The sequence below is a fragment of the uncultured Maricaulis sp. genome, assembly GCF_963976135.1.
Lineage (GTDB): Bacteria > Pseudomonadota > Alphaproteobacteria > Caulobacterales > Maricaulaceae > Maricaulis.
Window position 1 is genome coordinate 18,132 of record NZ_CAXBKN010000011.1, and the last position, 26,167, is coordinate 44,298.

The window sequence follows — 26,167 nt, forward strand, 5'->3', positions numbered from 1 at the left end:
GCGGCGGGTCCTATTCCTCATCGCCATAAATTGCCACCAGCGCGTCGCCGCCAGCGCTCAGGCGCGCGCGGTACATGCCCGGCGTATTGAAGCTCCAGGCAATCTCGCCGCCCGGTGTCAGGGCCACGATCCCGCCATCGCCGCCCATCGCGGTCAGCTCGTCCTGGATTACCTGATCGGCGGCCGCCTGCAGGGCCATTCCCTCGAATTCCACCAGGGCGCAGATCCGGCTGGCCACGGTCAGACGGATGAAATACTCGCCTGTTCCGGTCGCCGAAACACCGCAGGACTGATCATTGGCATAGGTGCCGGCACCGAGGATCGGACTATCGCCAACCCGGCCCCAACGCTTGGCGGTTGTACCCCCGGTCGAGGTTCCGGCCGCGATATGACCATCGGAATCAAGCGCGACGACGCCGACCGTTCCAAAGCGGTGCTCACGGCCATCGCGCAGCAAGGCGCCTTCGTCGACCGGCTCCGGGGCCGGTGCCCCCTCGGGACGCGCCGGGATGGGCAGTCCAAGCCGCCCCAATTCCCGCTCCAGCGAAGCCCAGCGCCGCTCGGTAAAGAAATGGGCCGGGGCAACAAGCTCCAGCCCCTGCTCGCCGGCAAAGGTCTCCGCGCCCTCCCCCTGCAACATCACGTGCGGCGAATGCTCCATCACGGCGCGCGCCAGCGAGATCGGGTGACGCACCGAGGTCACGCCGGCGACCGCGCCGGCATTGAGGTCACGGCCATCCATGATCGAGGAATCCAGCTCATTGCGGCCTGCCGCGGTAAAAACCGCTCCGCGTCCGGCATTGAACATCGCATCGTCCTCGAATTCGCGGATGATCGCCTCCACGGCATCGATCGCCGTACCGCCGGCCTCGAGCACGCCCTGCCCGGTGGCCAGCGCCCGCGCCATCGCCGCGCGATAGGCGGCATCGGTTTGCGGTGTCATTGCACCGCGCTCGATCACGCCAGCGCCGCCATGCACGACCAGCGCCCAGCGCGGCGCTTCGAGGGCCAGCGCGGCGGGTGCCGCGAGGGCAGCGGCCAGGGCCGCAATCAGGAAATGACGCATGTTATTAAACTCCCCATATCACCGTCAGCTTTGCCTCAATCGAGCCGGCATGCAAGCGGCCGCCGGTGATCAGAGGGCGGCGCGCGCGGTGCACAGGGGCCGCAATCCCTGCAGGCTCGGTTGTGGCCGCAGCCAGCTGGCACCGCCGAAGTATAATTGCACGCCCTGCACCACCCAATCGCCCTGGCACCAGACCTGCTGAAAGCGGCCCGTGCAACGCCCCGCCTGTGCTGTCACTTCCTCGCCGGCGCGGGTGTAGAAGCGCACCGCCATGATCCGGCGATCACCTGATACACACGCGCCCACCCCTTGCACCGCCTCGCCGACGCCCAGCACGGCGACGCCCGAGCGCGCAACCTGGCGGCCGGTAACCCGCCCCGAGCAAAAACGCGCCGTACGCGGTGGTGCGCCGCGAAAGAAGGCGCGCACCTGGCACAGACGATTATCCCGGGTCGTCAATTGCAGGGCGTACAGGCCCTCGGCATCTTCGCTGAGCAGCGTCTTGCTCTGGCGCGTCTCCAGTCCGAGCAGCATGGACGGGGCAGCGGGATCGACCGCGCCGCCACTGAAGCTGGCGAGAAACAGGAGGCTGGCAATCAGCAAGAGACAACTCCACGGCAGATATCCGGTCACTCAAGCATAGGCGCATGATCACGCCACGTCGCCGGTCTCGCGATCACAAGCGCGTGCGCGCATCCGGCGGGCCGCGTCAGCTATCCATCCGGATGCGCACCCGCGCCCGTGAACGCCGGCCCTCATGATCAACCACTTCGACCATGTAAAAGCCCGGCCCGTCAGGATACCAGACCGCATCGCCGAGTGCATTGCGCCCGACCGGTTCTCCATCGGCATACCAGCTCACCGCGCTCTGGCCTTGTGCCGCCAGCACGAAGCCGCGCCCGCGACGTTCGGCCCAGACCTCGGAACCGTCCGGCGGAAACAGGATTTGCGGCGCCGGATCGAGCTGGAAATGCGCCAGGGTGAGCGGCGCCGGCGGTAGTTCGCTTTCATCGCGGCCGGGCTGTGCCGGAGCCGGCTCCAGGCTCTCAATCAGGTCGTAGACGCGAAAGAGAAGCGGCAATGCGCCCTCGCGCCCCGTCACCCCCTCACGCGGGACGCCATCGGCCCGCCCGGTCCACACCACCACCGTATAACGACCTGAAACACCCGCCGACCAGGCATCGCGAAAACCGTAGGATGTTCCAGTCTTGAAGGCGACTTCCGGAGCCTCCATCGTCAGGCTCGCCGGCATGCGGCCGCCCGGATGCGGTGCCCGGCGCAATATGGTCAGGATTTCGTGCGCGGACTCCGGGCTGACCAGGGCAAAGCCGGTCCCGTCTTCTGCCGCGTCTTCGGTTTCCAGCCAGCGCAGCGGCCGGGCATGGCCGCCATCGCCGAGCGCCGCGTAGAGCACAGCCAATTGGCGAACACTCAGCCCGGCACCGCCCAGCGCCACGGCCAACCCGTCATCGCGATCCGCGCCGTGCGGGCGCTCCGGCCGCGCTCCGGCAAAACCCAGCGCAGCGGAGAACCGCCGCGCGCCGACATCATCGAGCGTTGTGACGGCCGGGATGTTGAGTGAGTGCTGCAAGGCTTCGGCAATGGTGACATCACCGCGGAAGCGGCGGTCGAAATTGTCGGGCTGATAACCGGCGAAGCGCCGCGGCAAATCAGCGATACGGGTATCCGGCGCGGCCAGGCCATCATCGAAAGCCATGGCGTAGATAAAGGGTTTGAGGGTCGAGCCGGGCGAGCGCGGCCGCGTCGTCAGATCGATCCAGCCGCCGGGCCGCTCGCGCCCGGCCGAACCGACGGCAGCTCGCACGGCGCGGCTTTGAGTTTCCACAACCATCACCGCGATCTGGGCCGAATTATCGCCCATCGGGAGATTGTCGCGCACTTGCTGTTCGAGCGCCCGCTGCAAACCGGCATCGAGAGTCGACACCATATCGGTGCGATCGCGATATTGCCGCGCCAGTGTCTCGGCAACCTGCCAGGCATCGCCGGGAAAAGCGCGGCGCTGCGGTGCAGGATCCTGGGCCGCATCGGCCTGCGCCGTCGACCGGGCCAGCCCCACCCCGGCAAGCCGGTCGAGCACGCGTCCCCGGGCCGCGACGGCCGCTTCGGGATGACGGTCGGGACGGCGCGCCTCGGGCGATTGCGGCAGGGCGATCAGGAGCGCGATCTGCTCAATGGTCAGCGCATCGGGTTCGCGGCCGAAATAGGCCCAGGACGCCGCCCTGATCCCTTCCAGATTCCCGCCATAGGGTGCGAGCGTCAAATAGAGTTCGAGGATTTCACGCTTGGTCAGGCGCAATTCCAGCTGTACGGCGCGCGTCATTTGCAGGAATTTGGCAGTGAAGGTGCGCGGACGCGGCTCCAGCAGACGGGCGACCTGCATGCTCAGCGTCGAGGCGCCCGACACGATCCGCCCGGCCCGCACGCCCTCCCAGGCCGCCCGCACCACAGCTGCGGGATCAACCCCGGGATGATGGTAGAAACCGGCATCCTCATAAGCCAGCAAGGCGGTGATGAAATCCGGATCTATGCCATCGAGATCGGCCGCCAGCCGCCAGCGTCCATCGACGACGGGAAAGGCGCGCAACAACTCGCCATCCCGGTCACGCACCAGCTGCGAGCGCCCCTCGGTTCGCTCCAGCGGCGGCGGAAACGCCTCATCGAGCGCCAGGAGCAGGACAAGTCCGGCCAGAAGGCCGGCGACCATCCAATATGTCCGCCCCAGTCCCAGCATGAATTAATCACGCGGCCGGATGATCATCTGTCCGGTTTCGCTGCGGGCGAACACGTCTGGCCGGTACATGTCTTCCACCACGGCACCGGGCATTGTGTATTGCCCCGGTGTCACGGCCCGGACGATATAGGCCAGATGCGAGGGCCGACCGGTGCGCAGATCGATGGCGGCGACAAAACGGTCATCGCGCGCCTCGGCGATCCGCGGATCATCAATTGCCCCGAGCCAGGGATAAATGCCGTTCGGACCGGCATCTTCAGGCCGGATGATGGCTTCGATCTCCAGCCCTGCCGGCAGGAGGTCGACCAGGATGGCCGGCACGGTGCGCTGTTCACTCGGACTGAGCATGACATCGATGATCAGACGGTCGCCCTGGACCAGCTTGGTGAGATCGACTGATGTCCCGTCCATGGCCCGGACCTGTTTGGCAATCGCAATCTGCTCCGCCACCGCGGCCGGCGCTTCAAGCGTTTCACCATGCGCGATCTGGGTCACCCAGACCGGATTGGCGCCGCGATTGGCAAAACCGACCGTGCCGGTCAGCTCACCCGGGGTGAGAAGGAATTCCCGCTGACCCGGCGTGCCCTGGCTGGTGCCGCTTTCAATTTCCAGGGCCTGCGTGCCCGCCGACAAGGCCTGGGCCGCCAGCAGAAGGAAGGCCTTCTCCTGGGTTGTCAGGCGTCCCGGCTCCGGCAGTTCGAGCGCGACACGCTCGGCCAGCCGGCCCACCACTTCACTTTCACCGGCCTCGGCGGCCAGCGCCAGCACGCCGGCCAGATCGCGCCGGGAGGTCTGATACCAGTCACCGGGATTGGAATAACCCAGCGCCGCTTCCGCGTGCAGGAAAGCATTATGCGAACGCGACCGGTCACCGATCAGGAAAAGCGCCGCGCCGATCTGGGCGCGGGCCAGCGGGCTGGTAATCGCATCCAGCCGCTCGTCATGCATATACCGCAGACGCGAGCGATCGACCCGGCCCGCTCGGGCCAGAACATAGAGCGCGTAGGCAGCACTGCGATCAGACAGGCGTTGCGCCGTATCGGTCTGACCGACCCAGCGATAGACCGTCGATTGATAGCCCGGGGCCCGCCACAATTCCTGCGAGGCGACATGTTCGAGCGCGCCATAGGCCCGCTCCAACGCCGCATCGGGAACCGTGTAACCGGCCGTTTTGGCGCGTGAGAGAAAGTCGACCACATAGGCACCCAGCCAGGGGGTCGCGCCGCGATCACCAACCCGCCACAGACCGATGCTTCCATCTGCCGCCTCACGGCTCAGCAAGGTCGAGATCGCGTCCTGGATCTGAAGGCGGGACTGGTCGAACCCGTCCGTACCGGACAGGGCGGCCAGGTCCTGGGCGTAGAGCAGTGGCAGGGCCCGGCTGGTGATCTGTTCGGTGCAGCCATAGGGATAGCGGCTCAGGGAGCGCAGCAGGGCGTGTTCGTCCAGCGGCGTCGCCGAGAAACTGACCGATACCTCGCTCGAACCGGGCAGGAAAGCCGCCAGGGTTGAACTGTCGAGCGACCAGCTGGCGCCGGGCTCGACACGGCCCCGCATCACGTCAGAGGACGGCAACCAGGCCGAGCGCACTTCGATCGGGTAGCTTCGCGAAACAGCAAAGCCGGCTGGTCCGTCGACGCTCAATCCGACATCGCCAATACCCGCATCGGCTCCATTGACCGGATAGCGGCGGTCAATGCGGGCACCAACAGCCAGTTCGATCTGGTCGTCGCTCGACGCGGTAACGGCGCCGGACGCGTTGATCGCGGCGGCATAGACGCCGGCTGTGCCTTCGACATTGTCTATGGTCAGCGTTGTCATACTGGAATCGCCCGGTGCCAGGAAGCGCGGCAGGATCAGTTCAGCGGGCACTTCATCGCGCACGGTCAGCGGCTGTGAAGCCTGGCCCAGTCCGGTGCCCGACCAGGCGACGGCCATCAGGCGCAGTTCGCCATTGAAGTCGGGTATGTCCAGCGTCACCGTCGCATTACCGGCGCGATCAAAGGCGATCGGGCCGGAGAACAGGGCCACGGTGCGGGTCGGCACAACGGTCAGGCCGGCACCGCCAATCTGGTCACCGCCGGTGCGCACAGGCGCGGCAGCCCCCTGATTGGGATCAAGCAGACGGCCATAATCATCGAGCAGATCGACCGCCAGGGATGAGCGGCCGAAATACCAGCCGACCGGATCGGGTGAGGCAAAACGGGTCAGGGCGAGAATGCCCTCATCGACCGCCGCCACCGTCACCCAGGCACCGGCACGAACCGGACCCGTCGCGGTAACCGCGATGTCGAGCGTCTGGCGCGGACGCGCCACCTCCGGCGCATCAAGGCTGAGGGCGAGCTCGCGATCGCCGGTATCGACGGCGAGATAAGTCACGCCGACTGCGCGGCGCGGCCGTGGCTGGGCCACGGGATCACGCGGGGTGAAGACGGAGACCATGGCATAGGCGCCCGCCCCCCATTCCTCGGTCACGGCGAAGCTGACTTCAGCGCCCTGCTCGGGCACGGAGATGGATTGCGTGGCCAGGACGCGATCGCTGGCAATCACGATTTCGGCTTCACCCGCATAGGGCGGCAAAATGCTGATCGTCGCCATCTCTCCCGCGGCGACGGGCTGGTCGGGTCCGGCGAGGCGGACACGGTCAGGCGCATCATCGCCGGTCGAGGACGTCCGCCCCCAGCCAACCCAGAAATGGGTACTGGACGAAATTCCGGATTCAATGTCGGTCACGACAAGCTGGTAATCGCCCCAGGACAGGGCGGCGGTAACGATTTGCGAGACTGCGTCGGCCGACAGCGCGGCGACACCGTCTTCGACGACGACGGCGTTCTGGGTCCGGCGCCAGCGCCAGCTGCCACCCTCTGTGCGGTACCAGTCATAATTCCAGTCGGTGCGAATGACCTGCCACTCGACCCGGGCGGCGCGCATCTCACCCAGCGCATCGAGGCCAACCAGATCGAAGGTCGCCGCGCGGTCATTGCCGAGGCGGCCATCGAACTGGGCATCAAGCCCGAGATAGAGGTCGCGCGGACGATAGGGAATACGCACATCATCGGCCACCGGGCGGCCGCCCGGCTCGATTGCGGAAATCACGGTGCGAATTCGCAGCGGCGCATGGCTGCCCTCACCCTCGCCTTCCGGATCAATCCGCAGCACGGCATGGCCGGCCCCGTCAGCAATCGTGTCCTGCAAGTCGTGGCTGGTCTCGCGAAAGCTCTCATCATAGCGGCCGAAGGAGAAGCGGGCATGATCCGGGAAGGGATTGGGATCTAGCTCGATGCGGATCGTGCCCTCGACCGGCAGACCGGCGCCTGGCGCGCCATAGAGGAAGCGGACATCGGCCTCGACATCGCGCACTTCACCGGCACGCATCGGCATGGCGGTATCGGCGCTCAGATCCAGCGCAATGCGCTGCGGCACGAAATCCTCAACCGAGAAGCGCGTCTGGGCGATCAGGCCATAACCGTCGAGCATGGCATCAAGGCGCCATTCGCCGCGCGCGGATTCGCGCGCCAGGTCATAATCCCAGAACACGGTGCCGCCGATCGGCGCACCTTCAAAGCGCTGACGCGCGGCCTCGATGCCATTGGGGCCGTACAGCACCAGATCGCCGGAACGATTGGAGATCGACACGGCCTGGGCATCGCGCAACATGGCGGCGATATGGACCGGCTCACCGGGCCGGTAAATGCCGCGATCAAGATAGAAATAGCCGTCCGCGCCTTCGCTGCGATCACGGCCGGCAATGTCCTGCCCGCTCAGATCAACCGGATTGCGTTGCAGGTCGAGCACGGCAAAATCATTATTCGCACCATAGGCCATCAGCAGGCGGGGCGTATTGCCATCCTCACCACGCATCAAGGGGCCGGCGAAACGGGCGCGCCCGGCCGCATCGGTCGTCGCGGTACCGAGAATTTCATTGCTGCGCGCCACCAGTTCGACGCGCACGCCGGGCACGGGCCGGGCCGTCTGCAGGGAGCGCACGACATAATCAATACCGTCGCGTCCGCGATAGGCAGTCAGGGCCAGATCGGTGATGACGAGCCAGCGGCTCGAGCGCGCCGGAACGTGAAAATCATCCTCGGCCTCGGCAGCATCACTGACCTGGATGTAATAGGCCCCGGGACGCAGGCGACCAATGGCTTCGGCGAGCGGGAAGACGGTCGTGACGGGCGCGTTCAGCGCACCAGCCGTGTCCATCTCGCCCTGCCACAGACGTTCGGCAACCGGAAATGGGCTCTCATCGCTGTCCTGCCAGTCATACTCGTCAAAGCCGGCGGTGAAGCCCGATGTGATCGAGCGGAAGGCCAGCGCCCGGTCGGTAACACGCCAGAGCGCCACCGCGACCGTGTCGACATTGACCGTCTCTATCGCCAGGCCATCGGCTTCCAGTCGCGGCAGGATGACACCGTCGCCGGCAATCCCGACATAGGCGGGGCGATCCCCGAAATCGACCTCGATCTGCTCGTCGGCACGCAGCGCCTGGCCATCAGCACCGGGCAGTCCCGAGCGCAGCGTGACCGTCTGCCCCTCACCGAAGGCCAGACCGCCCAGGCACAAGGACTGCCCGCTGACCGCGATCGCGACCGGACGCTCGGGCTCGAGGGCGACATAGGGCTCGTAATCGGCCTGGGGATCGAGCGGAAGGGTGAAGCCGAGGCAGAGGCGCGGCGCATCGCCGCTGACATCAACCTGGTAACGCAAAAAGGCGAAATCGGTGGCGGTCCCATCGCCGGCGGCGCGTGCCGCATCGGCGGACCGGCTGTCGAGCGGCGGCCCCTGGACGCTCGTGTCTTGTCCGGAACACCCGATCAGACCTGCAGCCAGAACCAGGGCCGCAGCCCCCATACGCCAGTTCAACATACCGATAACTCCCCATCCCCGAAGCTTTCAATTATAGGACCAAACGGCAAACTTCGCACCCCATATTCCGGATTCTCAAGGAAATATTTGCCAAACCTGCCAGTAGGCTAGCCCAGTTCGATGCCGCAGAATGCGGCCAGGGCGCGCCAGGGAATGGCCGCCGAGGCGACGCCCAGTGCCACAAGCACCAATCCGACGCCGCGGCGCAGCCCCGGCCGCTGCGACAGGCGCATCAGCGCCTGGGCGCCAAAGGCCGCCCCCACCACCGCCGGCACAGTGCCGAGTCCGAAACCGGCCATGATCGCCGCGCCGCCGCCGGCCGAACCGGACAGCATGGCGTAGAATAGCGCCGCATAGACCATGCCGCAGGGCAAAAGCCCCCAGAGGAAGCCTGCCAGTACCGGACTTGCCGCCGAAAATGCGCGCCCCAGGGGCGCACGCAGGATCGAGACAACACGTGTGCCGATCCGGTCCATCCCGGCCAGGCTCGGCGCCCATCCGGCGACCGACAGGCCGATATAGACCAGCGTCACTGCCCCGGCCCAGCGCAGGAGGAGATGCGCCTCGGCGCGGTCGAAAGAGAAATACACGCTGGACCCGACCAGGCCGATAATCGCGCCGGCCAGCACATAGGCACTCACCCGCCCGAGCTGGGCCAGCAATATGGTGCGGGCTCGCGTCGAGGTCTCGCCATCCGGCGACAGGCTCAGCATCAGCCCGGAAGCGATGCCGCCGCACATGCCGGCGCAATGCAGGCTGGAGGCAAAGCCGGCCAGAAGTCCACCGGCGAGACTCAACTGGGTGAGCGGGTCCATGACGGCGTCCTGACGCGGCTGATGGGCAAAACTGTGGTCAATCCGACAATAGGCCCAATAAAAGTGTGGCATAAATAGGCGAACCGGGAAAACATGGCAGCACGCATTCGGGAGGGCATGAAATCATGGTCACATTGCAGAAAGTCCGGCGCGACGCGCCATGGAACTGGCTTAAGGCCGGCTGGGCCGACATGATGCGGGCACCCCGCGTCAGCCTCAGTTATGGCCTGATTTTCGTCGCCATTGGCGCGCTGATTACCGGCGGCCTCTGGGTTCTCAATCTGGGTGCTGTCGCCCCCGTGGCCCTGAGCGGCTTTGCGCTGATCGCCCCGGCGCTGGCCATCGGCATCTACCAGGTCAGCCGCGCGCTTGATCGCGGTGAGGTCCCGCGCTTTCGCGTCATCATTTCGCGCTTTCCCGACCGCATCACTCAGATCGCCTTTCTCTCCCTTCTCCTGCTCCTTCTATTGATGGTCTGGCTCGAGATCGCGCAATTCATGTTCGTCATCATCGCGCCGGGCACGCCGCTTTCGCCCGGACCCTTCCTGGAATTCTCCCTGTCCGAACCGGCCGGCATGACCTTGCTCGTGCTCGGCACCATTATCGGCTCGCTTCTGGCCGGCATCGCTTTCGCCATTTCGGCAATCGCCTTTCCCATGCTGGTCGACCAGGATGTCGATGCCGTGACCGCGCTGGTCGCGAGTGTCACCGCTGTGCGCCGCCAGCCCTTCGTCATGTTCACCTGGGCCTGGCTGATCGGTTTCATGACCGTGGCCGGCACCGCTTTCTTCCTGATCGGGCTGGCACTGGTCTTCCCGTGGCTGGCCCATGCCAGCTGGCATGCCTACAAGGATTTCGCGCCCTTGCCATCGACCTCGTCCTCAGCCTCAGTCGGCTGAGGCCGCGGCTGCAGCGGCTTGTCATCATCGATCAGGATGCGCTCTCCGGCACCATCGAGATCCTCGAACTGGCCCGATTTCAGGCTCCACAGAAAGCCGACCAGTCCGAGAAATCCCAGACCGAGCGCAATGGGGATCAACCAGATCAGTGCATTCATCGGCGTGCGAGCCTCAAGGCGTTGAGCGTGACCAGGATTGACGAACCTGACATCGCTATCGCGGCAATCAATGGCGTGACCATTCCCATCACAGCCAGCGGCACGGCGATCATATTATAGCCCGCCGCCAGGGAGAAATTCTCCAGCACACGGCGCCGGGCCGAGCGCGAGATATCGAGCGCTGCGAGGCAGCCGGTCAACTTGTTTCCCTGCAGCACAAAATCTGCCGCGGCCTGGGAAATCTCCGCCGCTGCGGCCAAGGAGACCGAGGCATCGGCAGCTGCCAGGGCGGGCGCGTCATTGATGCCGTCGCCGATCATCAGCACGCTGCCACCTTGGGCCTTGAGTGCTTCGATGCGGGCGATCTTGTCCTGCGGTTTCAGCTCGGCGGTCCAGTCCTCAATTCCCAGCTCGCCCGCGATTGCAGCGACCGGACCGCTTCGGTCGCCGGAAAGCAGTTCAATCCGGCAGCCACGCCGGCGCAAACCGTCAATCGTCTCGCGGGCATCGCCGCGCAACCGGTCCTGGAAACGGAAACGGACCGGCTCCCCCTCATCGACGACCAGCCAGGCTTCCGAGTGCGGATCGCTCGCCGCCTCAATCCCCAGCCAGCGAGCCGAGCCGAAGCGCAAGCGCTGCCCGTCCTCGATGCAATCCAGGCCGCCGCCGGCAATCTCGCGCACATTCCGTGCTGCCGGGCCCATGCCGGCGGCATCGGCGACGGCGCGCGACAAGGGATGATGGCTGGTCCGTGCCAGACGTGCGGCGAGCTCCAGCATGCCGGCCGGCAAAGCCTCCGGCTCGACCAGGCGTGGACGGCCCTCGGTCATTGTGCCGGTCTTGTCGACCACGACCGTGTCGATCCGCGCCATCCGCTCCAGTGCATCACCGGATTTGACCAGCACACCCGCCTTGAACAGGCGTCCGGACGCGACGACATGGACGGCCGGCACGGCCAGTCCCAGGGCGCACGGGCAGGTAATGATCAAGACCGCGATGGCGTTAATAATGCCGATCCGCAAATCACCGCCCAGCACCGCCCAGCCAATCACCGTCGCCAGCGCCAGCGAATGCACCAATGGCACATAGAGTCGCGCCGCCTGGTCAGCCAGGCGAACGAAATGTGAGCGGCTTTGTTCGCCGGCCTCGACCATCCGGGTAATCTCGGCAAGCAGGGAATTATCGCGGTCGGCGCTGGCGCGCATCACCAGCTTGCCGTCCAGGTTGAGCATGCCGGAAAAGACCTGCACGCCGGGCCGCGCCTCGACCGGCGCGGTTTCGCCGCTGACCAGGGAGCCGTCCAGCGCGCCCTCGCCCTCGATAATCACCGCATCAACCGGGACCCGGTCGCCGGCAGCGAGGATCAGATGGTCGCCGGCACGCACATCGCGCGCCGGAATGGCTTCCATCGCTCCATCACTGCGCAGACGATTGGCGGTCGCAGCCTGCATCGCCGCCAGCCCGCGCGCGGCCTGGCTGGCCTTGGCGCGCAGCCGCATGTCGAGAAAGCGCCCGATCAGCAGGAAGAAGAGCAACATGGCCGCGGCGTCGTAATAGGTCTCGCCATGGCCGATGAAGGTCTCATAGACCGAGAGCCCGCAGGCCAGCAGCACGGCGAGCGAGATCGGCACATCCATATTGACGTGGCCATGCTTAAGCACGGACCAGGCCGAGCGGAAAAACGGTTGACCGGAATAGGCGACCGTGGGCAGCACGATCAGGGCCGAGATGCGGTGCATCAGGGACTGCATCGCCTCGCTCATTTCCAGCCCGCCGGACCAGACCGAGATCGAGAGAAGCATGACATTCGCCATCGCAAAGCCGGCAACCGCCAGCGCGCGCAGCAGACGCCGCTCATCCTCCTTCTGGGGATCGCTGTCGGCTTCCGGCTCATAGGGCGTAGCCGGATAGCCAATCTCGCCCAGCTTGGTAATGAAACCGCGCGCCGCCGACGCCTCACCGCGCCAGACCAGGGCCAGGCGGCCGGTGGACAGGTTCAGCCGCGCCTGCTCGACCCGCCCATCGGCGAGCAGGCCCGCCTCGATACGGGCGATACAGCCGGCGCAGGTGGCCCCACGCACCAGAAGATCAAGATGCGAACGGCCATCGACCCGGCGCACGAAGGCCTGGGGATCGGCCTGGCCCGCAGCGGGGCCGGGCATAGCAGCGGTCAGGGCAGCCACAACTCGTATTCCACCTCGAACGGCGCATCGCCGCTATTATTCACCCGCACCCGCCAGCGGCCGGCCGTCTCGCATTCCAGCTGTGCCCGGTACAGGCCATCCTGCCCTTCGGCAAAGACCAGCGGGCAGGCAGTAGTGGTGTCCGGGTGAACCATTTCGCCGCTCAGCGACAATCCGGGAACCGGGCGATCCTCCGCGTCGGCCACCGCCAGAACCAGTCGGCCGTCCACGGCATTGAAGCTCGCCGTCCAGCCCAGTTCGACCTGGCGGCGGCGCGCTTCGAGCGTATCATTGTAATTGATGCCCTGCACGTAGGAGCGCGGCACATCCTCGCCGGGGAAAGTCTGCAGGGCGAGCGTGATGAAAGTCGCATTGACGCCGATCGTGACCCCGAAAAACACCAGGATCATCACCAGCACGTGCCAGCCGCGCAGCGGGTTGAGGAAGGATTTCATTCCGCCAGCCCCGTTACAAGAACCGAACGGGTCTGTGCGCTTTCGCCGGTCGCCGGGTCCAGCACGCGGAACATGATATCCTCGCGCGGCACATCCACCGCGCCCGGCGGCAAGGTCAGATAAATCACGAAGTCACGCGTCCGGTCGGCCTCGATATTCAAATGCATCGGGTGCTCGTCCGATGCACCCAATACCCGCACGATCAGCTCCGGGTCGCCCTCGACCACCAGCTCCAGCACGCGCGGCGCATTGGCTTTGTTGACCACTTTGATGGTGTAGCCATTGCGAATCGCGCCATCGGACAGGCGGACATAATTGGGATTGCGGTCGCGCGCGGCATTGAGTTCCAGCTCGCTGCGATTGAGCAGGCCCGCCAGCATCACCGCCGCCACCGCAGCCAGCGCCACGGCATAGACCAGGGTGCGGATGCGCACGAAGCGATAGCGTGGTTTCTCGCCGGCCTGGAAGCGGTCGATATTGTCGTCGGTCTCATAGGCAATCAGCCCGGTGGGGCGATCGACCTTGAGCATGACATCATCGCAGGCATCAATGCACAGGGCGCACTGGATACATTCCAGCTGGGCACCGTCGCGGATATCGATGCCCATCGGGCAGACGGCGACGCATTGCATGCAGTCGATGCAATCGCCGCGATCATCCCAGGGGTCGTTTTTCTTGTGCGCGCCGCGCGGCTCGCCGCGATCAATGCGATAGGTGACGTTGAGCGCTTCGCGATCCGTCATCGCTGCCTGGATGCGCGGCCAGGGGCACATATAGGTGCAGACCTGCTCGCGCATCGTGCCGGCGAGGATATAGGTGGTGAAGGTCAGGCCGGCGAAGAAGAGATAGGCCGACATCTCGGCCTGGCCGGTGAAGAAATTCGCCAGCGTGTCATAGGCATCATGGAAATACAGGATCCAGGCCCCGCCCGTGGCCGCCGCGATCACCAGCCAGACAGCGTGCTTTCCAGCCTTGCGCCAGACCTTGTTCAAGCTCCAGGGCGCCCGGTCGAGCTTGATGCGGGCATTGCGGTCGCCTTCGAAGGCGCGCTCGACCATGATGAAGAGATCGGTCCACACGGTCTGCGGACAGGCATAGCCACACCAGACGCGGCCAAACAGCGCCGTCACCAGGAAGAGCGCCAGCGCCGCCAGGATCAGCAGTCCGGTGATGTAATAGACTTCCTGCGGCCAGATCTCGATGAAGAAGAAATAGAAACGCCGGCCGGCGAAATCGATCAGGACGGCCTGGTCAGGCGCATCGCCGCCGCGATCCCAGCGCAGGAAGGGCACGAGATAATACACCGCCAGCGTAACGGCCATCACCACCCATTTGACGAAGCGGAACTTGCCGTGCGCCAGCTTGGGATAGATCGGCTCGCGCTTCTTGTAGAGCTCGCGTTCGTCGGCGGCGTTGACCGCCTTGGCTTTCGATCGGGTGATCCCGGGCGCCGCCATGCTCCGTTTTTGGGTATCAGACATGGCGGCGTTAAATCCGGTTGGTGGGGTTTAGGCGATGCGACTTACTGACCCGTGGGACTGCTTGCCGCAGCCTCGCCGCCGCCCAGCAGGTAGACATAGGCTGCCAGCGCATCGATCGTGGTGTCATTGAGCCGGCCTTCCCAGGCTGGCATGACGCCATAGGGACCGCGATAGATCGTGGCGACGACCTGTTCGCGCGTGCCGCCATAGAGCCAGTCCCGGTCGATCAGATTGGGCGCGCCCTGGCTCCGGTCACCGGTGGCATCGGGCATGTGGCAGCTGACGCACTGGCTGGCATAGGTGGCGCTGCCCCGGGCGACCGCGTCAGCGGGACGGTCCTGCCCCGACAGGGAGAGGACGTAATCGGCGACATCGCCGATCTCCGAGCGGGTCAACAAGCCATCGCGGCCATAGGCCGGCATTTGCGAGAAATGCGTATCGGTGTGCTCACTGCGGACACCGAAGCGGATCGTGGTGCGGATTTCGTCATAGCTCCCGCCCCACAGCCAGACATCATCATTGAGATTGGGGTAGCCGACAAAACCCTGGGCGCCAGAGCCATGACAGGTCGAGCAATAATTGCCGAACGCGGCATCGCCAGCCGCACGGACAAAGCCGAGCAGATCAGGATCATCCTCGATCGCATCGATCGAGGTACCGCGCAGACGATCGAAACCCGATGCCCGCGACGCTTCCAGGTCAAGCATCGCGGCGGCGACATTGGCACGCTCGGAATTATTGCTGAGCCCGCGCGTATGGTCGCTGCCACTGCCCGACAGACCCGGCAAGGCGGGGATTGCCGGCAGGAAGACCATATAGACCACACCGATCACGATGCAGGCATAGAAGGTATACAGCCACCAGCGCGGCAGCGGCGTGTCGAGTTCCTTGATCCCGTCCCATTCATGGCCGGTGGTTTCGGTTCCCGAATGCGCGTCGGTTTCGCGGTTTTCCTCGTGATCAGACATGGGCCTGGTCCTCGCTGGCACGTTCGATAATGGGTTCATCGCTGTCATCAAGGGGCAGGCGTGCCGCCTCGTCGAAGCGTTGCTGGTTTCTGGGCCACAGCGCATAGGTCAGAGCGCCGGTGAAGAGCGCGACGAACAGCAACATGCCCCAGGTCTGCGCGAAACTCGCGAGAAGAGAATACATCATGCGCCCCTATCTCAGATTTTCATCGGCTTCGGCCTCATAGGTGGAGAAGTCCACCATGGTGCCGAGCACCTGCAGATAGGCCACCATCGCATCGAGCTCGGTCACCCGGTCCGGATTGCCGTCGAAATCACGCAGCGTCGCACCGGGATATCGGGCCAGGAAGCCGTCATAATCCGATGCATAGGGATCGAGCTGGGTGGCGATATCGGCCACCGCGGTTTCGATCATCTCGTCGCTGTACGGCACGCCGACGGCCCGGAGGGCGCGCAGATTGGCGGCGACATTGTGATAGTCCAGCGTCGACTCCGCCAGGAAGGCATAGGCCGGCATGATCGATTCCGGCACCACCGAGCGTGGATCGCGCATATGATCGCGATGCCATTCATCGGAGTATTTGCCGCCGACACGGGCGAGGTCCGGTCCGGTCCGTTTCGAACCCCACTGGAAGGGGTGGTCATACATGCTCTCGGCCGCCAGCGAGTAATGACCGTAACGTTCGACCTCATCGCGCAGCGGGCGGACCATCTGCGAATGGCAATTATAACAACCTTCACGGACATAGATGTCGCGTCCCAGCTGCTCCAGCGGCGTGTAGGGCCGCATGCCGTCGACTTCCTCGATCGTTGAGTCGAGATAGAAGAGCGGCGCAATCTCGACAATGCCGCCGATCGAGACCGTGACGAGAATACCGACGGTAAGGATGAGCGAGTTCTTCTCGAACAGCTTTTTGTGGAGTTCGCTCCACAGGCTTTTGCCCTTTGACATAGCGATCTCCCCCTAGGCCGGAATCTGCGCGGGTTGAGGCGATACCGACTCATCCGCTTCGGTCACATCGCTGCGTATGGTGCGATAGACATTGTAAATCATGATCAGCGCACCGGCGAGATAGAGCAGGCCACCAACCGCGCGGATGATGTAGGAAATATGCATCGCCTCGACGGTTTCCACGAAGGAGTATTCCAGGAAGCCGAGCGAGTTGTAGGCGCGCCACATCAGACCCTGCATGATGCCGGCAACCCACATCGAGGTGATGTAGAGGAGGATGCCGAAGGTCGCGATCCAGAAGTGCCAGTCGACCAGCGCCTTGGAATACATGCCGGCCTTCTTCCACAGCCACGGCACCAGGCAATACAGCGCGCCGAAGGAGACGAAACCGACCCAGCCGAGTGCACCGGAGTGCACGTGGCCGACGGTCCAGTCGGTATAGTGGGACAGCGCATTGACGGCGCGGATCGACATCACCGGACCTTCAAAGGTCGACATGCCGTAGAAGGCGACCGAGATCACGAGCATGCGTACCACCGGATCGGTGCGCAGCTTGTCCCAGGCGCCCGAGAGCGTCATCAGACCGTTGATCATCCCGCCCCAGGACGGCATCCACAGCATGATCGAGAAGGCCATGCCGAGCGTCTGCGCCCATTCCGGCAGCGCCGTGTAGTGCAAATGGTGCGGGCCGGCCCAGATATAGATGAAGATCAGCGACCAGAAGTGGATGATCGACAGCCGGTAGGAATAGACCGGCCGGTTCACCCGTTTCGGGATGAAATAATACATGATGCCGAGGAAGCCGGCGGTGAGGAAGAAGCCCACGGCATTATGGCCGTACCACCACTGGGTCAGCGCATCCTGGACACCGGAGAAGAGCGAATAGCTGTGCGAACCGAAGAAGCTGACCGGGACGGCCAGATTATTGATGATGTGCAGCATCGCGATGGTAACGATGAAGGCCAGGTAGAACCAGTTGGCGACATAGATGTGCGGTTCCTTGCGCTTCCACAGCGTGCCCAGGAAAACCAGCAGATAGGCGACCCAGACCAGGGTCAGCCAGATATCCGCATACCATTCCGGCTCGGCATATTCGCGCGACTGGGTGATGCCAACGAGATAGCCCGACGCGGCCATGACGATGAAGAATTGATACCCCCAGAATACGAACCAGGGCCAGATCCCGCCGGCGATGCGCGTGCGGCAAGTGCGTTGAACCACGTAGAATGAGGTCGCGATCAGGACATTGCCGCCGAAGGCGAAGATCACCGCAGAGGTGTGCAGCGGGCGCAGCCGGCCGAAGCTCGTAAATCCCCAATCCTCGATATTGAGGATCGGGAAGGCGAGCTGGAAGGCAATGATCACGCCGACCAGCAGGCCCGCGGCCGCCCAGAACAAGGAGGCGATCACCCCGGCCTTGACCAGATTCTCGTTGTATTCGCGCTCGTCGGTCTCAACCCCGCCGCTCGTCACACTGCCGACAAGCAGGAGGATGCCTGTCAGGAAGCCGCCCAGGATCAGCCAGGACTGCCCCTTCATGGCCGCATCCGGCGCAAACGCGGCCGCAAACAACGCCCATAGGGCCCCGAATACGGTGATCAAGAGAACGATGACGGTGCTGAAATCCAGCCCGCTGCGAGTAAGTGTCTGCGGCGATTGCATCAATGCCCCCGAAATTTGGTCAGCCCGTGGCCTGTTTATCGCGCGATTCCACAAAATCTGTATGGCAATTTGTCACGCCTCGACCTGAGCAGTGGAAAACACATGATTTCACACGCCGTCCAGAGCGTCGAGCAGGGCCGATAAATTATTCACCGGCAAGCGGTTACCGCCCCCGCGCGTCAGTAATCGGCGAATTCCACCTTGAAGCCATTCTGCCGCAGCGCCGCATGCACCCGGTCCATATGGGCCGCGTCCTGAGCCTCCAGTGAAATATCGATATAGGTCACCTTGGCCGGCAGGTCGGAGAAGGTCTTGTGATAGGCGACATCTGTGACATTGCCGCCGGCTTCCGAGATGATGTGCGAGACCGAGGAGAGCTGGCCGGGCACATCAATCAATTCGATCCGGAAGCGCGCCAGCCGCCGCGAACGTGCCAGATCACGCAGCAGCAGCGAGGATAGCAGCCGGGTATCGATATTGCCGCCGGTCAGAACCAGGCCGACTCGTTTGCCGTGAAAACGATCCGGATGTGCCAGCACCGCGGCCAGCCCCGCTGCGCCAGCCCCTTCGGGCAAGACCCGCAGCCGCGTCAGAAACAGATTGAGCGCCCGTTCGATCGCGCGCTCATCGACCAGCAGGACATCATCAAGCATGGCCGTCATCACCCGCCGTGTCAGCGCGCCAGGCTCGCGCACGGCGATACCTTCGGCCAGCGTCATTCCGCCCACGGGCCGCTCGCCGCCGTGAAACAGATTGTGGAAGGCTGGAAACAGATCCGCCTGCACGCCGATGATTTCAATCTCCGGCTTGATTCGCTTGGCGCTCAGCGCGACCCCCGAGGCCAGCCCGCCGCCGCCGATCGGTACAATGATCACGTCGAGATCGGGCTGGTCCGCGAGCATCTCCGTCGCCACCGTCCCCTGCCCTGCCATTACCAGCGCATCATCGAACGGATGCACCAGAACTGCACCCTCAGCCGCGCAATAATCCCGCGCCAGCTGGCTGGACGCATCGAAATCGGCCCCCGCCAGCTGAACGGTGGCACCAAGGCTGCGCGTCGCATTGACCTTGATCGCCGGCGTGCCGACCGGCATGAAAATCATCGTTTCAATGCCGAGCAATCGGCCATGCCGGGCCACGCCCTGGGCATGATTGCCGGCCGACGCCGCCACCACACCGCGCGCCCGCTCGCCTGCGCCCAGGCTCATCAGCTTGGCATAGGCGCCGCGTTCCTTGAAGGAACCCGTCGCCTGTAGATTCTCCAGCTTCACCCGGATTTCGCAGCCGGCCAGCTCGCTCAGGGCTTCGGCGCTCTGGCAGGGCGTATGCAATATCCCGCCCATGCCGCGGGCATGGCAATCGCCGACAAACTCGAATTCGGCAGAAAATTCATCGGTCATGGCGGGCTCACTTGGGGAGGGTCTGGAAGGGATACCGGGGCGAGGACACAAAAAACCCCGCCCGGTCGGAGCGAGGTTCGGTCTGCGGCGGCATCTCGGCGATGTCAGGCAGGGGCGAGCGGCGCTCCGGTCAGGCTATGGCCGATGATAATCAGAATCAGCGCGGCCAGGCCGAGCAGACGGATACGGATCCGGTTCCTGTCTGCGAGGGAAAGGGCGATAGCGCGTGTCATGATCGGTCTCGATGGCGTGATACCCGCACACTGGCCGCGATTGGATGAAATGTCCAGCAAATCGCGCGACAGAGCCTGCGCCTCAACTGAAATCAGCCGATAAGCGCCAAATTCGCAAAAATCGTGCGCCCGCGATGCCGGCTATTCCGCCGCTTCCAGCGCCGCAGCCTGTTGCGCCTTGTCGCCTGCCCGGCCAAACTTCATGGCCCCATCCTCCAGCTTGCCGAAGCGGATGGTCAGCATGTCCTGGACATAATTCTGATAGGTGCGCCAGGGCGATTTGACGCCCTGTTGCGGCAGATGCGCCATCGCCCGCTGGACATAGCTCGAGGAGAAGTCGAGCATCGGCACAGTCTCCAGATCCGCCGGCGGCGTCGGCACGCAGTATTCATAGCCCTTCGCCGACATGTGATTGAGCAGGCGGCAGACACGCTCGCACGTCAGGTCGATCTTCAGCGTCCAGGACGCATTGGTATAGCCAAAGGCGATCGCGAAATTGGGAACATCGCTAAGCATCATGCCGCGATAGGTGACCTTGTCAGCGGCGCGGACCATGGCGCCATCGACGCTGAGCGTCATGCCACCCAGCAATTGCATTTCCAGCCCGGTCGCCGGGATGATCAGATCGGCCTCGATCTCCTCACCGGATTCCAGCTTGATCCCCGTTTGGGTAAAACGCTCGATCCGGTCGGTGACGATCGAGGCGGAGCCATCGGCCAGCACGTCAAAGAAATCCCCGTCCGGTGCCAGGCAGAAGCGCTGATCCCAGGGATTATAGCTCGGCGAAAAATGCTTTTTGACGTCGAAATCACGGCCAAGACGGATGCGGATCGCCTTGAGGACCTCGCGCTTGACCAGGTCGGGATAGGATTGGGAGAATTGATAGATATAGATATTGAGCAGTACATTCTTCGCCCGCGTCACCGAATAGGCGATCTTCTCGGGCAGGATCTTGCGCATGAAATCGGCGAAACCATCACGCGACGGCCGTGCCGCTATATAGGTCGGCGATCGCTGCACCATGGTCACATGCGCCGCCGCCCGAGCCATCGCCGGCACCAGCGTCACGGCCGTCGCGCCGGAGCCGATGATCACGACCTTCTTGCCGGCATAATCGACATCCTCCGGCCAGAGCTGGGGATGGATAATCGCGCCGGAGAAATCCTCCATGCCGGCAAAATCCGGCATATAACCATGCTCATAGCGATAATAGCCCGAGCACATCATCAGGAAATTACAGGTAAAACTCGTTCGTTGCCCGTCTTCGCCGCGCTCCGTGCGCACCGTCCAGCGCGCCGTCTCGCTATCCCAGTTGGCATGTGCAACCCGGGTGCCGAAATGGATTTTCTCTTCAATGCCGTTGCGCTGCGCGGTGTCGGAGACATATTCGCGGATCGCCGGCCCATCGGCAAACACCTTGCCATCGGTCCAGGGCCGGAAGGCAAAGCCGAACGTGTACATGTCGCTGTCGGAGCGAATGCCCGGATAGCGGAACAGATCCCAGGTCCCGCCGATCGCATCACGCGCCTCCAGGATCGCATAGCTTCGGTCAGGCGACCGGGTCTGGAGATGATAGGCCGCAGCAATGCCGGAAATCCCGGCCCCGACAATCAGGACATCATAGTGTTGGTCGGACATGAATGCGCTCCTGCGGCATTGACGGGCGGGCCAGACTGGAAGACCGAGGCAAAAGTGAACACTGTTCGCTCGATTGGCGCAAGCGCTGCTTTGTGTCGGCGGCAAGCGCGGCCTATCCTTGGGCATCCAGCGCCCGGAGCCACCATGCCCCTGCAGAACCGAGTCACGCCGTTCGGCGAAATCATCGCTCATCCGGCGCGCGGCGGCCTGATGGGCAATCGCGGCTGTCTGCACGATGCGCATCGCCAACTCGGCACCCGGCGCTGGGCCCACCAGGCCTGGGTCAGCTGCCGCCTTGACTTCAAGCACTGGCATCGCACCATCATGAAGCCGGGCGTCTATACCGAGCTCTTCTTCACCGATGAGGCCGTCGCCCTGGCCGCGGGTCACCGCCCCTGCGGCATGTGCCGCCATGATGATTACGTCGCTTTCCAGCAGGCCTTCGGCCGCGCCCGGCCCGAGCTGGGCGAGCGCCCATCGCCCGGCGCCATGAACCGTCTCCTGCATGCCGATCGCGTCCACTCGCGTAGCCGGAAGCAGATCACACATTCAGACGATTTCGAAGCCCTGCCAGACGCGGTCTTCTTCACCCTGCCCGGACAGAGCGAGGCGCTCGTCCGTCGCGACGGCCAGACCCTCGCCTGGAGCTTTGACGGTTACAGCCTGCGCGATATCCGCCCCACCGGCGCCGTCACCGTGCTGACGCCCCGCGTGACGGTGGATGTGATCCGGGCCGGCTATCGCGTCACCAGCGCATGACACGTCGCCCGGCCATTGCTGCGACGTCGTCAGGCGTGCGATAACGACGCCGCACCGCAAACGGAACCAGACCCCATGACAGACGCAGCACTCGCCGCACTCGGCTGGTCAGACTATTTCGCGACCCAGCTCGAGCCGGGCGAGATCGAGGCAACGCCGCCGGCGCGATTGTGCGACGTGCACCGCGACCGGGTCCAGGCGATGACGCCCGAAGGCGAGATCACCCTGACCCTGCCGGGCGATATGCAGGTCGGCGATCTGGCCGTCGGTGACTGGGTGTTGGTCGACCCGGACGAGAACCGCATCGTGCGGGCGCTGGAACCGCGCTCGGTGCTGCGCCGCCGCGCGGCCGGTACCGTGCTGATGCACCAGTTGATCGCCGCCAATGTCGACACGCTGATCATCGTCACCTCCTGCAATGCCGACTTCAATCCGGCCCGGCTCGAGCGTTATCTCACCCTGGCAGCCAGCAGCGATACCGAGCCATTGATCGTTCTGACCAAGGGCGATCTGGTCGACAATGCCGATGATTATGTCCGCCAGGCCGAGGCCCTGTCGCCGCATGTCAGCGCCATCACGCTCGATGCCCGCGACCCGGCCGCCCTCGACCGGCTGTCGCCCTGGCTCCAGCCCGGTGCCACAGCCGCCCTGGTCGGCTCGTCCGGGGTTGGCAAATCGACCATTCTCAACGGGCTGACCGAGGAGACCAGCGAGACACAGGGCAATCGCAAGGGCGACAATAAGGGCCGTCACACCACCACGGCGCGCAGCCTGCGTCCGACCCATTCCGGTGCCTGGCTGATCGATACGCCGGGCATGCGCTCGCTCGGCATGAGCGAGAGCGGCGACGGGATTGACCGGGTCTTTTCCGATCTGACCGAACTGGCGACGACCTGCAAATTCTCCGACTGCGCCCATCAGTCCGAACCGGGCTGCGCCATCCAGGCCGGGATCAAGTCAGGCGAGATCGATCCGGACCGCTTCCGGCGCTGGGAAAAACTCCTCGCCGAGGACCGCTACAATTCGGAAACCCCGTCGGAAGCCCGCGCCCGCAAGCGCGGCTTCACCAAGAAGGTCAGGGCGAGCGTCCAGGGCAAGCGCGGCCGCCAGGGGTAAATTCGCGCATGCCCAAAACCGGTAAAATGCGCTAACGTCCCGGCTGGAGCTTGATTTCCGGGGGGCATGTCATGCGCAATATTCTCATCATTCTGGGCCTGATCATCCTGGCCGCACTGGCGCGGATGGCGTTCGTCATCATTCCCGCATCGGGCATGATGGCCGAGCTGACGCCGGTGACACCGGGCCAGTGCTCGGCGCTGGGCATCGGGCCGGGCACGGAGGATGTCACCATCGACCCGTCCTCCGGCCTTGTCTTCGTTTCCAGCGATGACCGGCGCACCGGAGCGCGCGGCGGGATCTACGCCTTCGACCTCAATCAACGTGACAGCGTGTGGGAAGTCTCCGGCGATGCGCCGGCCGATTTCCACCCCCATGGCATCAGCCTGTGGACCGGCGCCGATGGCCACCAGCGCCTTTTCGTCATCAATCACCGCGCCGGTTTCGATACGGCGGACGGTGCTCACGCGGTCGAAATTTTCGATGTTGGCGAGAATGGCATGCTGAGCCATGTCGAGAGCATCAGCCATCAGGCCCTGCTTTCGCCCAATGATGTGCTCGCCGTCGGCCCGCGCAGCTTCTACGCCACCAATGACCGCGCCTATCACACCGGCATGATGGCCAGCCTGGAAGCCTATTTTGGCCTGCCGCTCTCGAGCGTCTCCTATTTTGACGGCACACAAGGCGATATGGCCGCCCACGCCATCGCCTATGCCAACGGCATCAACATCTCCGCCGACGGCACGGAAGTCTATGTTGCCGAATTGCTGGCCCGCCGGGTGCGGGTCTATGACCGCGATGTGGAGAGCGGCCAGCTGAGCGCCAACCGCGCCCTTGCCGTGCCGACAGCGCCGGACAATATCGAGATCGACGAGCGTGGCGATCTGTGGATTGGCGGCCATCCGCGGGTGTTCGATTTCGTCGCCCATGCCGCCGATGCCAATGCCATGGCCCCCGCCCATGCCGTGCGCCTCAACCCGCAAACCGGCGAGACCGAAACGGCCCTGCTGGCGATGGATGGCAGTCTCAACGCCTCAAGCGTCGCCGCGATGCGCGATGGCGTGCTGATCGTCGGCGCCGTGTTTGACGGCCATGTCCTGATCTGCGGCAGCGATTAACCCTGGCCGGACAGCCCGCCTGCAAGGGCGGGCCATCGCTCACAGGCGACGCCGTCATGATCGGCATCCAGCCATGGCCAATAGCCCGGCTCACCGCGCCCCGCCGGCGCCAGTTCCATGGCACGGGCCGTGTCGCAATCCTTGCTGGCAACGAGATGACGCAATGTCACCGGCACCGGCCAGGGGCTCAGGCTCGCTACCGTAAACCAGGCCAGCCCCAGCACGGCGCCGGTCACCACAAGCCACAGGCCCCAGGCCCGGATGATGTGATCAGCGCGCCGCCGCCGCATCGCCCGGTTTGACACAGCGCGAAACCGGCTCCTCAGACGCCGGGCATGAAGGTCCCGATCCGGACGCAAGCAAGCCTCCTCTTTCACCATCGCGCCAGGCAAACGGCACAGCGCGCCCGGCCCGTCAGGATTGTGATGATCACCCCTGCCCGTTAAAAATCCCTATTGCCGCGCCCGTCGCAGCAAATCTCCCGCGCCCGGCCGCCGCCGTCCACTGAGCCCATGCCGCCAAATGCATGGCCCAAATACATACCCGAGGGTCGATTTTCGAAAAAACCGCCTTACCTATGGGCTCAGCTTTCATCGCAAGGATATCCGCATGACCTCGACCGACGCCCTGTTCAAGCCCTTCTCGCTGGGCTCGCTGCAGCTGCCCAATCGTATCGTGATGGCCCCAATGACGCGCTCCAAGAGCCCGGGCGGCATTCCGGGCCAGCCCGTGGTCGATTATTATCGCCGCCGCGCCGAGAACGCGGTCGGCCTGATCATCACCGAGGGCACGACGGTCGACCGGCCCGGCGCCAGCTTCGATCCGGCCATACCCAATTTTCACACACCCGAAGCCCTGGCCGGCTGGAAGCGTGTCGTCGACGCCGTCCATGGTGCCGGCGGCAAGATCGCGCCGCAGCTCTGGCATGTCGGCCTGGCGCGCAAGCCGGGCACCGGTCCGCACCCCGAAGCCCCGTCCGACAGCCCGTCCGGCATCATGCCCGGCGGCAAGCAGGTCGGCGAGCCGATGAGCGCGGAAGACATTGCCGACACCATCGCCGCCTTCGCCAAGGCGGCCAGGGCGGCTGCCGAACTCGGCTTTGACGCCATCGAACTGCACGGCGCCCATGGCTATCTGCTCGACCAGTTCTTCTGGGAAGGCATGAATCAGCGCGATGACCGCTATGGCGGCGGCCTGGTGGAGCGCACGACGCTGGTGCAGGAAATCGTCCGGGCCGTGCGCGCGGAAATTCCCGCCGACCTGCCGCTCATCCTGCGCTATTCGCAATGGAAGCAGCAGGATTACAACGCCAAACTGGCCACAACGCCCGACGAACTCGGCGCCTTCCTCGGCCCGCTATCGGACGCCGGCGTCGACATCTTCCACGCCTCGACCCGCCGCTTCTGGCTTCCCGAATTCGAGGGCTCCGACCTCAACCTCGCCGGCTGGACCAAGAAGCTGACCGGCAAGCCCGCCATCACCGTCGGCTCGGTCGGCCTCAACTCCGACTTCATCGGCGCCTTCATGGGCGAAAACTCCCCCGCCGCCTCGCTCGACGGCCTGATCGAACGCCTCGAACGCGACGAATTCGACCTCGTCGCCGTCGGCCGCGCCCTGATCTCCGACCCGGAATGGGCCGCCAAGGT

Annotated in this window: 22 protein-coding genes; 5 read left to right on the forward strand and 17 right to left on the reverse strand. The window is 64.6% G+C overall.

Annotated features, from left to right (window positions below; all coding sequences use genetic code 11):
* Nucleotides 1-10: 10 nt before the first annotated feature.
* The 5 genes from AAC023_RS02760 to AAC023_RS02780 form a co-directional block, all read right to left on the reverse strand.
* Complete coding sequence (locus tag AAC023_RS02760; RefSeq protein WP_339737887.1) at nt 11-1,066, reverse strand: isoaspartyl peptidase/L-asparaginase; 1,056 nt, start codon at nt 1,064-1,066, stop codon at nt 11-13.
* A 69-nt stretch (nt 1,067-1,135) separates the two neighbouring features.
* A complete protein-coding gene (locus AAC023_RS02765) occupies nt 1,136-1,699 on the reverse strand; it encodes a hypothetical protein (RefSeq protein ID WP_339737889.1) in 564 nt (187 codons plus the stop codon).
* 76 nt (nt 1,700-1,775) lie between these two features.
* Nucleotides 1,776-3,791: a penicillin-binding protein 1C gene (pbpC, locus tag AAC023_RS02770; RefSeq protein ID WP_339737891.1), complete on the reverse strand. Its 2,016-nt coding sequence runs from the start codon at nt 3,789-3,791 to the stop codon at nt 1,776-1,778.
* Nucleotides 3,792-3,821: 30 nt separating this feature from the next.
* Complete coding sequence (locus AAC023_RS02775; RefSeq protein WP_339737893.1) at nt 3,822-8,684, reverse strand: alpha-2-macroglobulin; 4,863 nt, start codon at nt 8,682-8,684, stop codon at nt 3,822-3,824.
* 107 nt (nt 8,685-8,791) lie between these two features.
* A complete protein-coding gene (locus AAC023_RS02780) occupies nt 8,792-9,499 on the reverse strand; it encodes a sulfite exporter TauE/SafE family protein (protein ID WP_339737895.1) in 708 nt (235 codons plus the stop codon).
* A 125-nt stretch (nt 9,500-9,624) separates the two neighbouring features.
* Here AAC023_RS02780 and AAC023_RS02785 point away from each other — a divergent pair, with 125 nt between their 5' ends.
* The gene (locus AAC023_RS02785) at nt 9,625-10,398 is read left to right on the forward strand and encodes a DUF2189 domain-containing protein (protein ID WP_339737897.1); all 774 of its coding nucleotides are present in this window, start codon (nt 9,625-9,627) and stop codon (nt 10,396-10,398) included.
* Here AAC023_RS02785 and ccoS read toward each other — a convergent pair.
* The 11 genes from ccoS to AAC023_RS02840 form a co-directional block, all read right to left on the reverse strand.
* Nucleotides 10,344-10,556 (reverse strand): cbb3-type cytochrome oxidase assembly protein CcoS, encoded by a 213-nt coding sequence (ccoS, locus tag AAC023_RS02790; RefSeq protein WP_339737899.1) that lies wholly within the window; start codon nt 10,554-10,556, stop codon nt 10,344-10,346. The genes AAC023_RS02785 and ccoS overlap by 55 nt on opposite strands.
* The gene (locus AAC023_RS02795; protein WP_339737901.1) at nt 10,553-12,718 is read right to left on the reverse strand and encodes a heavy metal translocating P-type ATPase; all 2,166 of its coding nucleotides are present in this window, start codon (nt 12,716-12,718) and stop codon (nt 10,553-10,555) included. The genes ccoS and AAC023_RS02795 overlap by 4 nt, the downstream gene beginning before the upstream one ends.
* An 8-nt stretch (nt 12,719-12,726) precedes the next feature.
* Entirely contained in the window at nt 12,727-13,194 is a 468-nt protein-coding gene (locus AAC023_RS02800; protein WP_339737903.1) for a FixH family protein, read from the reverse strand.
* Entirely contained in the window at nt 13,191-14,675 is a 1,485-nt protein-coding gene (gene ccoG / locus AAC023_RS02805) for a cytochrome c oxidase accessory protein CcoG (RefSeq protein WP_339737905.1), read from the reverse strand. The genes AAC023_RS02800 and ccoG overlap by 4 nt, the downstream gene beginning before the upstream one ends.
* A 41-nt stretch (nt 14,676-14,716) precedes the next feature.
* On the reverse strand, nt 14,717-15,643 hold the full coding sequence (gene ccoP, locus AAC023_RS02810; protein ID WP_339737907.1) for a cytochrome-c oxidase, cbb3-type subunit III: 927 nt from the start codon (nt 15,641-15,643) through the stop codon (nt 14,717-14,719).
* On the reverse strand, nt 15,636-15,830 hold the full coding sequence (locus tag AAC023_RS02815; protein WP_339737909.1) for a cbb3-type cytochrome c oxidase subunit 3: 195 nt from the start codon (nt 15,828-15,830) through the stop codon (nt 15,636-15,638). Before AAC023_RS02815 ends, ccoP begins: the two co-directional genes overlap by 8 nt.
* 6 nt (nt 15,831-15,836) lie before the next feature.
* Nucleotides 15,837-16,595 (reverse strand): cytochrome-c oxidase, cbb3-type subunit II, encoded by a 759-nt coding sequence (gene ccoO, locus AAC023_RS02820; protein WP_339737911.1) that lies wholly within the window; start codon nt 16,593-16,595, stop codon nt 15,837-15,839.
* Between the two features lie 12 nt (nt 16,596-16,607).
* Entirely contained in the window at nt 16,608-18,257 is a 1,650-nt protein-coding gene (gene ccoN / locus AAC023_RS02825; RefSeq protein WP_339737913.1) for a cytochrome-c oxidase, cbb3-type subunit I, read from the reverse strand.
* Nucleotides 18,258-18,436: 179 nt separating this feature from the next.
* Nucleotides 18,437-19,657: a threonine ammonia-lyase gene (locus tag AAC023_RS02830; RefSeq protein WP_339737915.1), complete on the reverse strand. Its 1,221-nt coding sequence runs from the start codon at nt 19,655-19,657 to the stop codon at nt 18,437-18,439.
* Between the two features lie 104 nt (nt 19,658-19,761).
* Nucleotides 19,762-19,890 (reverse strand): hypothetical protein, encoded by a 129-nt coding sequence (locus AAC023_RS02835; RefSeq protein ID WP_339737917.1) that lies wholly within the window; start codon nt 19,888-19,890, stop codon nt 19,762-19,764.
* Nucleotides 19,891-20,031: 141 nt separating this feature from the next.
* Complete coding sequence (locus AAC023_RS02840; protein ID WP_339737919.1) at nt 20,032-21,528, reverse strand: NAD(P)/FAD-dependent oxidoreductase; 1,497 nt, start codon at nt 21,526-21,528, stop codon at nt 20,032-20,034.
* 144 nt (nt 21,529-21,672) lie between these two features.
* On the opposite strand from AAC023_RS02840, the gene AAC023_RS02845 reads away from it, so the two are divergent.
* The 3 genes from AAC023_RS02845 to AAC023_RS02855 all read left to right on the forward strand — a co-directional run bounded on the left by AAC023_RS02845 (nt 21,673) and on the right by AAC023_RS02855 (nt 24,521).
* Nucleotides 21,673-22,287 carry a hypothetical protein gene (locus AAC023_RS02845; protein ID WP_339737921.1) on the forward strand — a complete coding sequence of 205 codons (615 nt, stop codon included), beginning with the start codon at nt 21,673-21,675 and terminating at the stop codon, nt 22,285-22,287.
* A gap of 75 nt (nt 22,288-22,362) precedes the next feature.
* Entirely contained in the window at nt 22,363-23,403 is a 1,041-nt protein-coding gene (gene rsgA / locus AAC023_RS02850; protein WP_339737923.1) for a ribosome small subunit-dependent GTPase A, read from the forward strand.
* Nucleotides 23,404-23,474: 71 nt separating this feature from the next.
* Entirely contained in the window at nt 23,475-24,521 is a 1,047-nt protein-coding gene (locus tag AAC023_RS02855; RefSeq protein ID WP_339737925.1) for an SMP-30/gluconolactonase/LRE family protein, read from the forward strand.
* Here AAC023_RS02855 and AAC023_RS02860 read toward each other — a convergent pair.
* Nucleotides 24,518-24,811 carry an excalibur calcium-binding domain-containing protein gene (locus AAC023_RS02860; RefSeq protein WP_339737927.1) on the reverse strand — a complete coding sequence of 98 codons (294 nt, stop codon included), beginning with the start codon at nt 24,809-24,811 and terminating at the stop codon, nt 24,518-24,520. The genes AAC023_RS02855 and AAC023_RS02860 overlap by 4 nt on opposite strands.
* Nucleotides 24,812-25,130: 319 nt before the next feature.
* Here AAC023_RS02860 and AAC023_RS02865 point away from each other — a divergent pair.
* Nucleotides 25,131-26,167, forward strand: a 1,037-nt coding sequence (locus AAC023_RS02865; protein ID WP_339737929.1) for an NADH:flavin oxidoreductase, incomplete at its 3' end; no start/stop codon positions are given.

What these genes read in the sequence shown, in the direction of transcription:
- AAC023_RS02760 (WP_339737887.1), bottom strand. Translation starts at nt 1,066, where the DNA reads ATGCGTCATTTCCTGATTGCGGCCCTGGCCGCTGCCCTCGCGGCACCC.
- pbpC (WP_339737891.1), bottom strand. Translation starts at nt 3,791, where the DNA reads ATGGTCGCCGGCCTTCTGGCCGGACTTGTCCTGCTCCTGGCGCTCGAT.
- AAC023_RS02775 (WP_339737893.1), bottom strand. Translation starts at nt 8,684, where the DNA reads ATGTTGAACTGGCGTATGGGGGCTGCGGCCCTGGTTCTGGCTGCAGGT.
- AAC023_RS02780 (WP_339737895.1), bottom strand. Translation starts at nt 9,499, where the DNA reads ATGGACCCGCTCACCCAGTTGAGTCTCGCCGGTGGACTTCTGGCCGGC.
- AAC023_RS02785 (WP_339737897.1), top strand. Translation starts at nt 9,625, where the DNA reads ATGGTCACATTGCAGAAAGTCCGGCGCGACGCGCCATGGAACTGGCTT.
- ccoS (WP_339737899.1), bottom strand. Translation starts at nt 10,556, where the DNA reads ATGAATGCACTGATCTGGTTGATCCCCATTGCGCTCGGTCTGGGATTT.
- AAC023_RS02795 (WP_339737901.1), bottom strand. Translation starts at nt 12,718, where the DNA reads ATGCCCGGCCCCGCTGCGGGCCAGGCCGATCCCCAGGCCTTCGTGCGC.
- AAC023_RS02800 (WP_339737903.1), bottom strand. Translation starts at nt 13,194, where the DNA reads ATGAAATCCTTCCTCAACCCGCTGCGCGGCTGGCACGTGCTGGTGATG.
- ccoG (WP_339737905.1), bottom strand. Translation starts at nt 14,675, where the DNA reads ATGTCTGATACCCAAAAACGGAGCATGGCGGCGCCCGGGATCACCCGA.
- ccoP (WP_339737907.1), bottom strand. Translation starts at nt 15,643, where the DNA reads ATGTCTGATCACGAGGAAAACCGCGAAACCGACGCGCATTCGGGAACC.
- AAC023_RS02815 (WP_339737909.1), bottom strand. Translation starts at nt 15,830, where the DNA reads ATGATGTATTCTCTTCTCGCGAGTTTCGCGCAGACCTGGGGCATGTTG.
- ccoO (WP_339737911.1), bottom strand. Translation starts at nt 16,595, where the DNA reads ATGTCAAAGGGCAAAAGCCTGTGGAGCGAACTCCACAAAAAGCTGTTC.
- ccoN (WP_339737913.1), bottom strand. Translation starts at nt 18,257, where the DNA reads ATGCAATCGCCGCAGACACTTACTCGCAGCGGGCTGGATTTCAGCACC.
- AAC023_RS02830 (WP_339737915.1), bottom strand. Translation starts at nt 19,657, where the DNA reads ATGACCGATGAATTTTCTGCCGAATTCGAGTTTGTCGGCGATTGCCAT.
- AAC023_RS02835 (WP_339737917.1), bottom strand. Translation starts at nt 19,890, where the DNA reads ATGACACGCGCTATCGCCCTTTCCCTCGCAGACAGGAACCGGATCCGT.
- AAC023_RS02840 (WP_339737919.1), bottom strand. Translation starts at nt 21,528, where the DNA reads ATGTCCGACCAACACTATGATGTCCTGATTGTCGGGGCCGGGATTTCC.
- AAC023_RS02845 (WP_339737921.1), top strand. Translation starts at nt 21,673, where the DNA reads ATGCCCCTGCAGAACCGAGTCACGCCGTTCGGCGAAATCATCGCTCAT.
- rsgA (WP_339737923.1), top strand. Translation starts at nt 22,363, where the DNA reads ATGACAGACGCAGCACTCGCCGCACTCGGCTGGTCAGACTATTTCGCG.
- AAC023_RS02855 (WP_339737925.1), top strand. Translation starts at nt 23,475, where the DNA reads ATGCGCAATATTCTCATCATTCTGGGCCTGATCATCCTGGCCGCACTG.
- AAC023_RS02860 (WP_339737927.1), bottom strand. Translation starts at nt 24,811, where the DNA reads ATGCGGCGGCGGCGCGCTGATCACATCATCCGGGCCTGGGGCCTGTGG.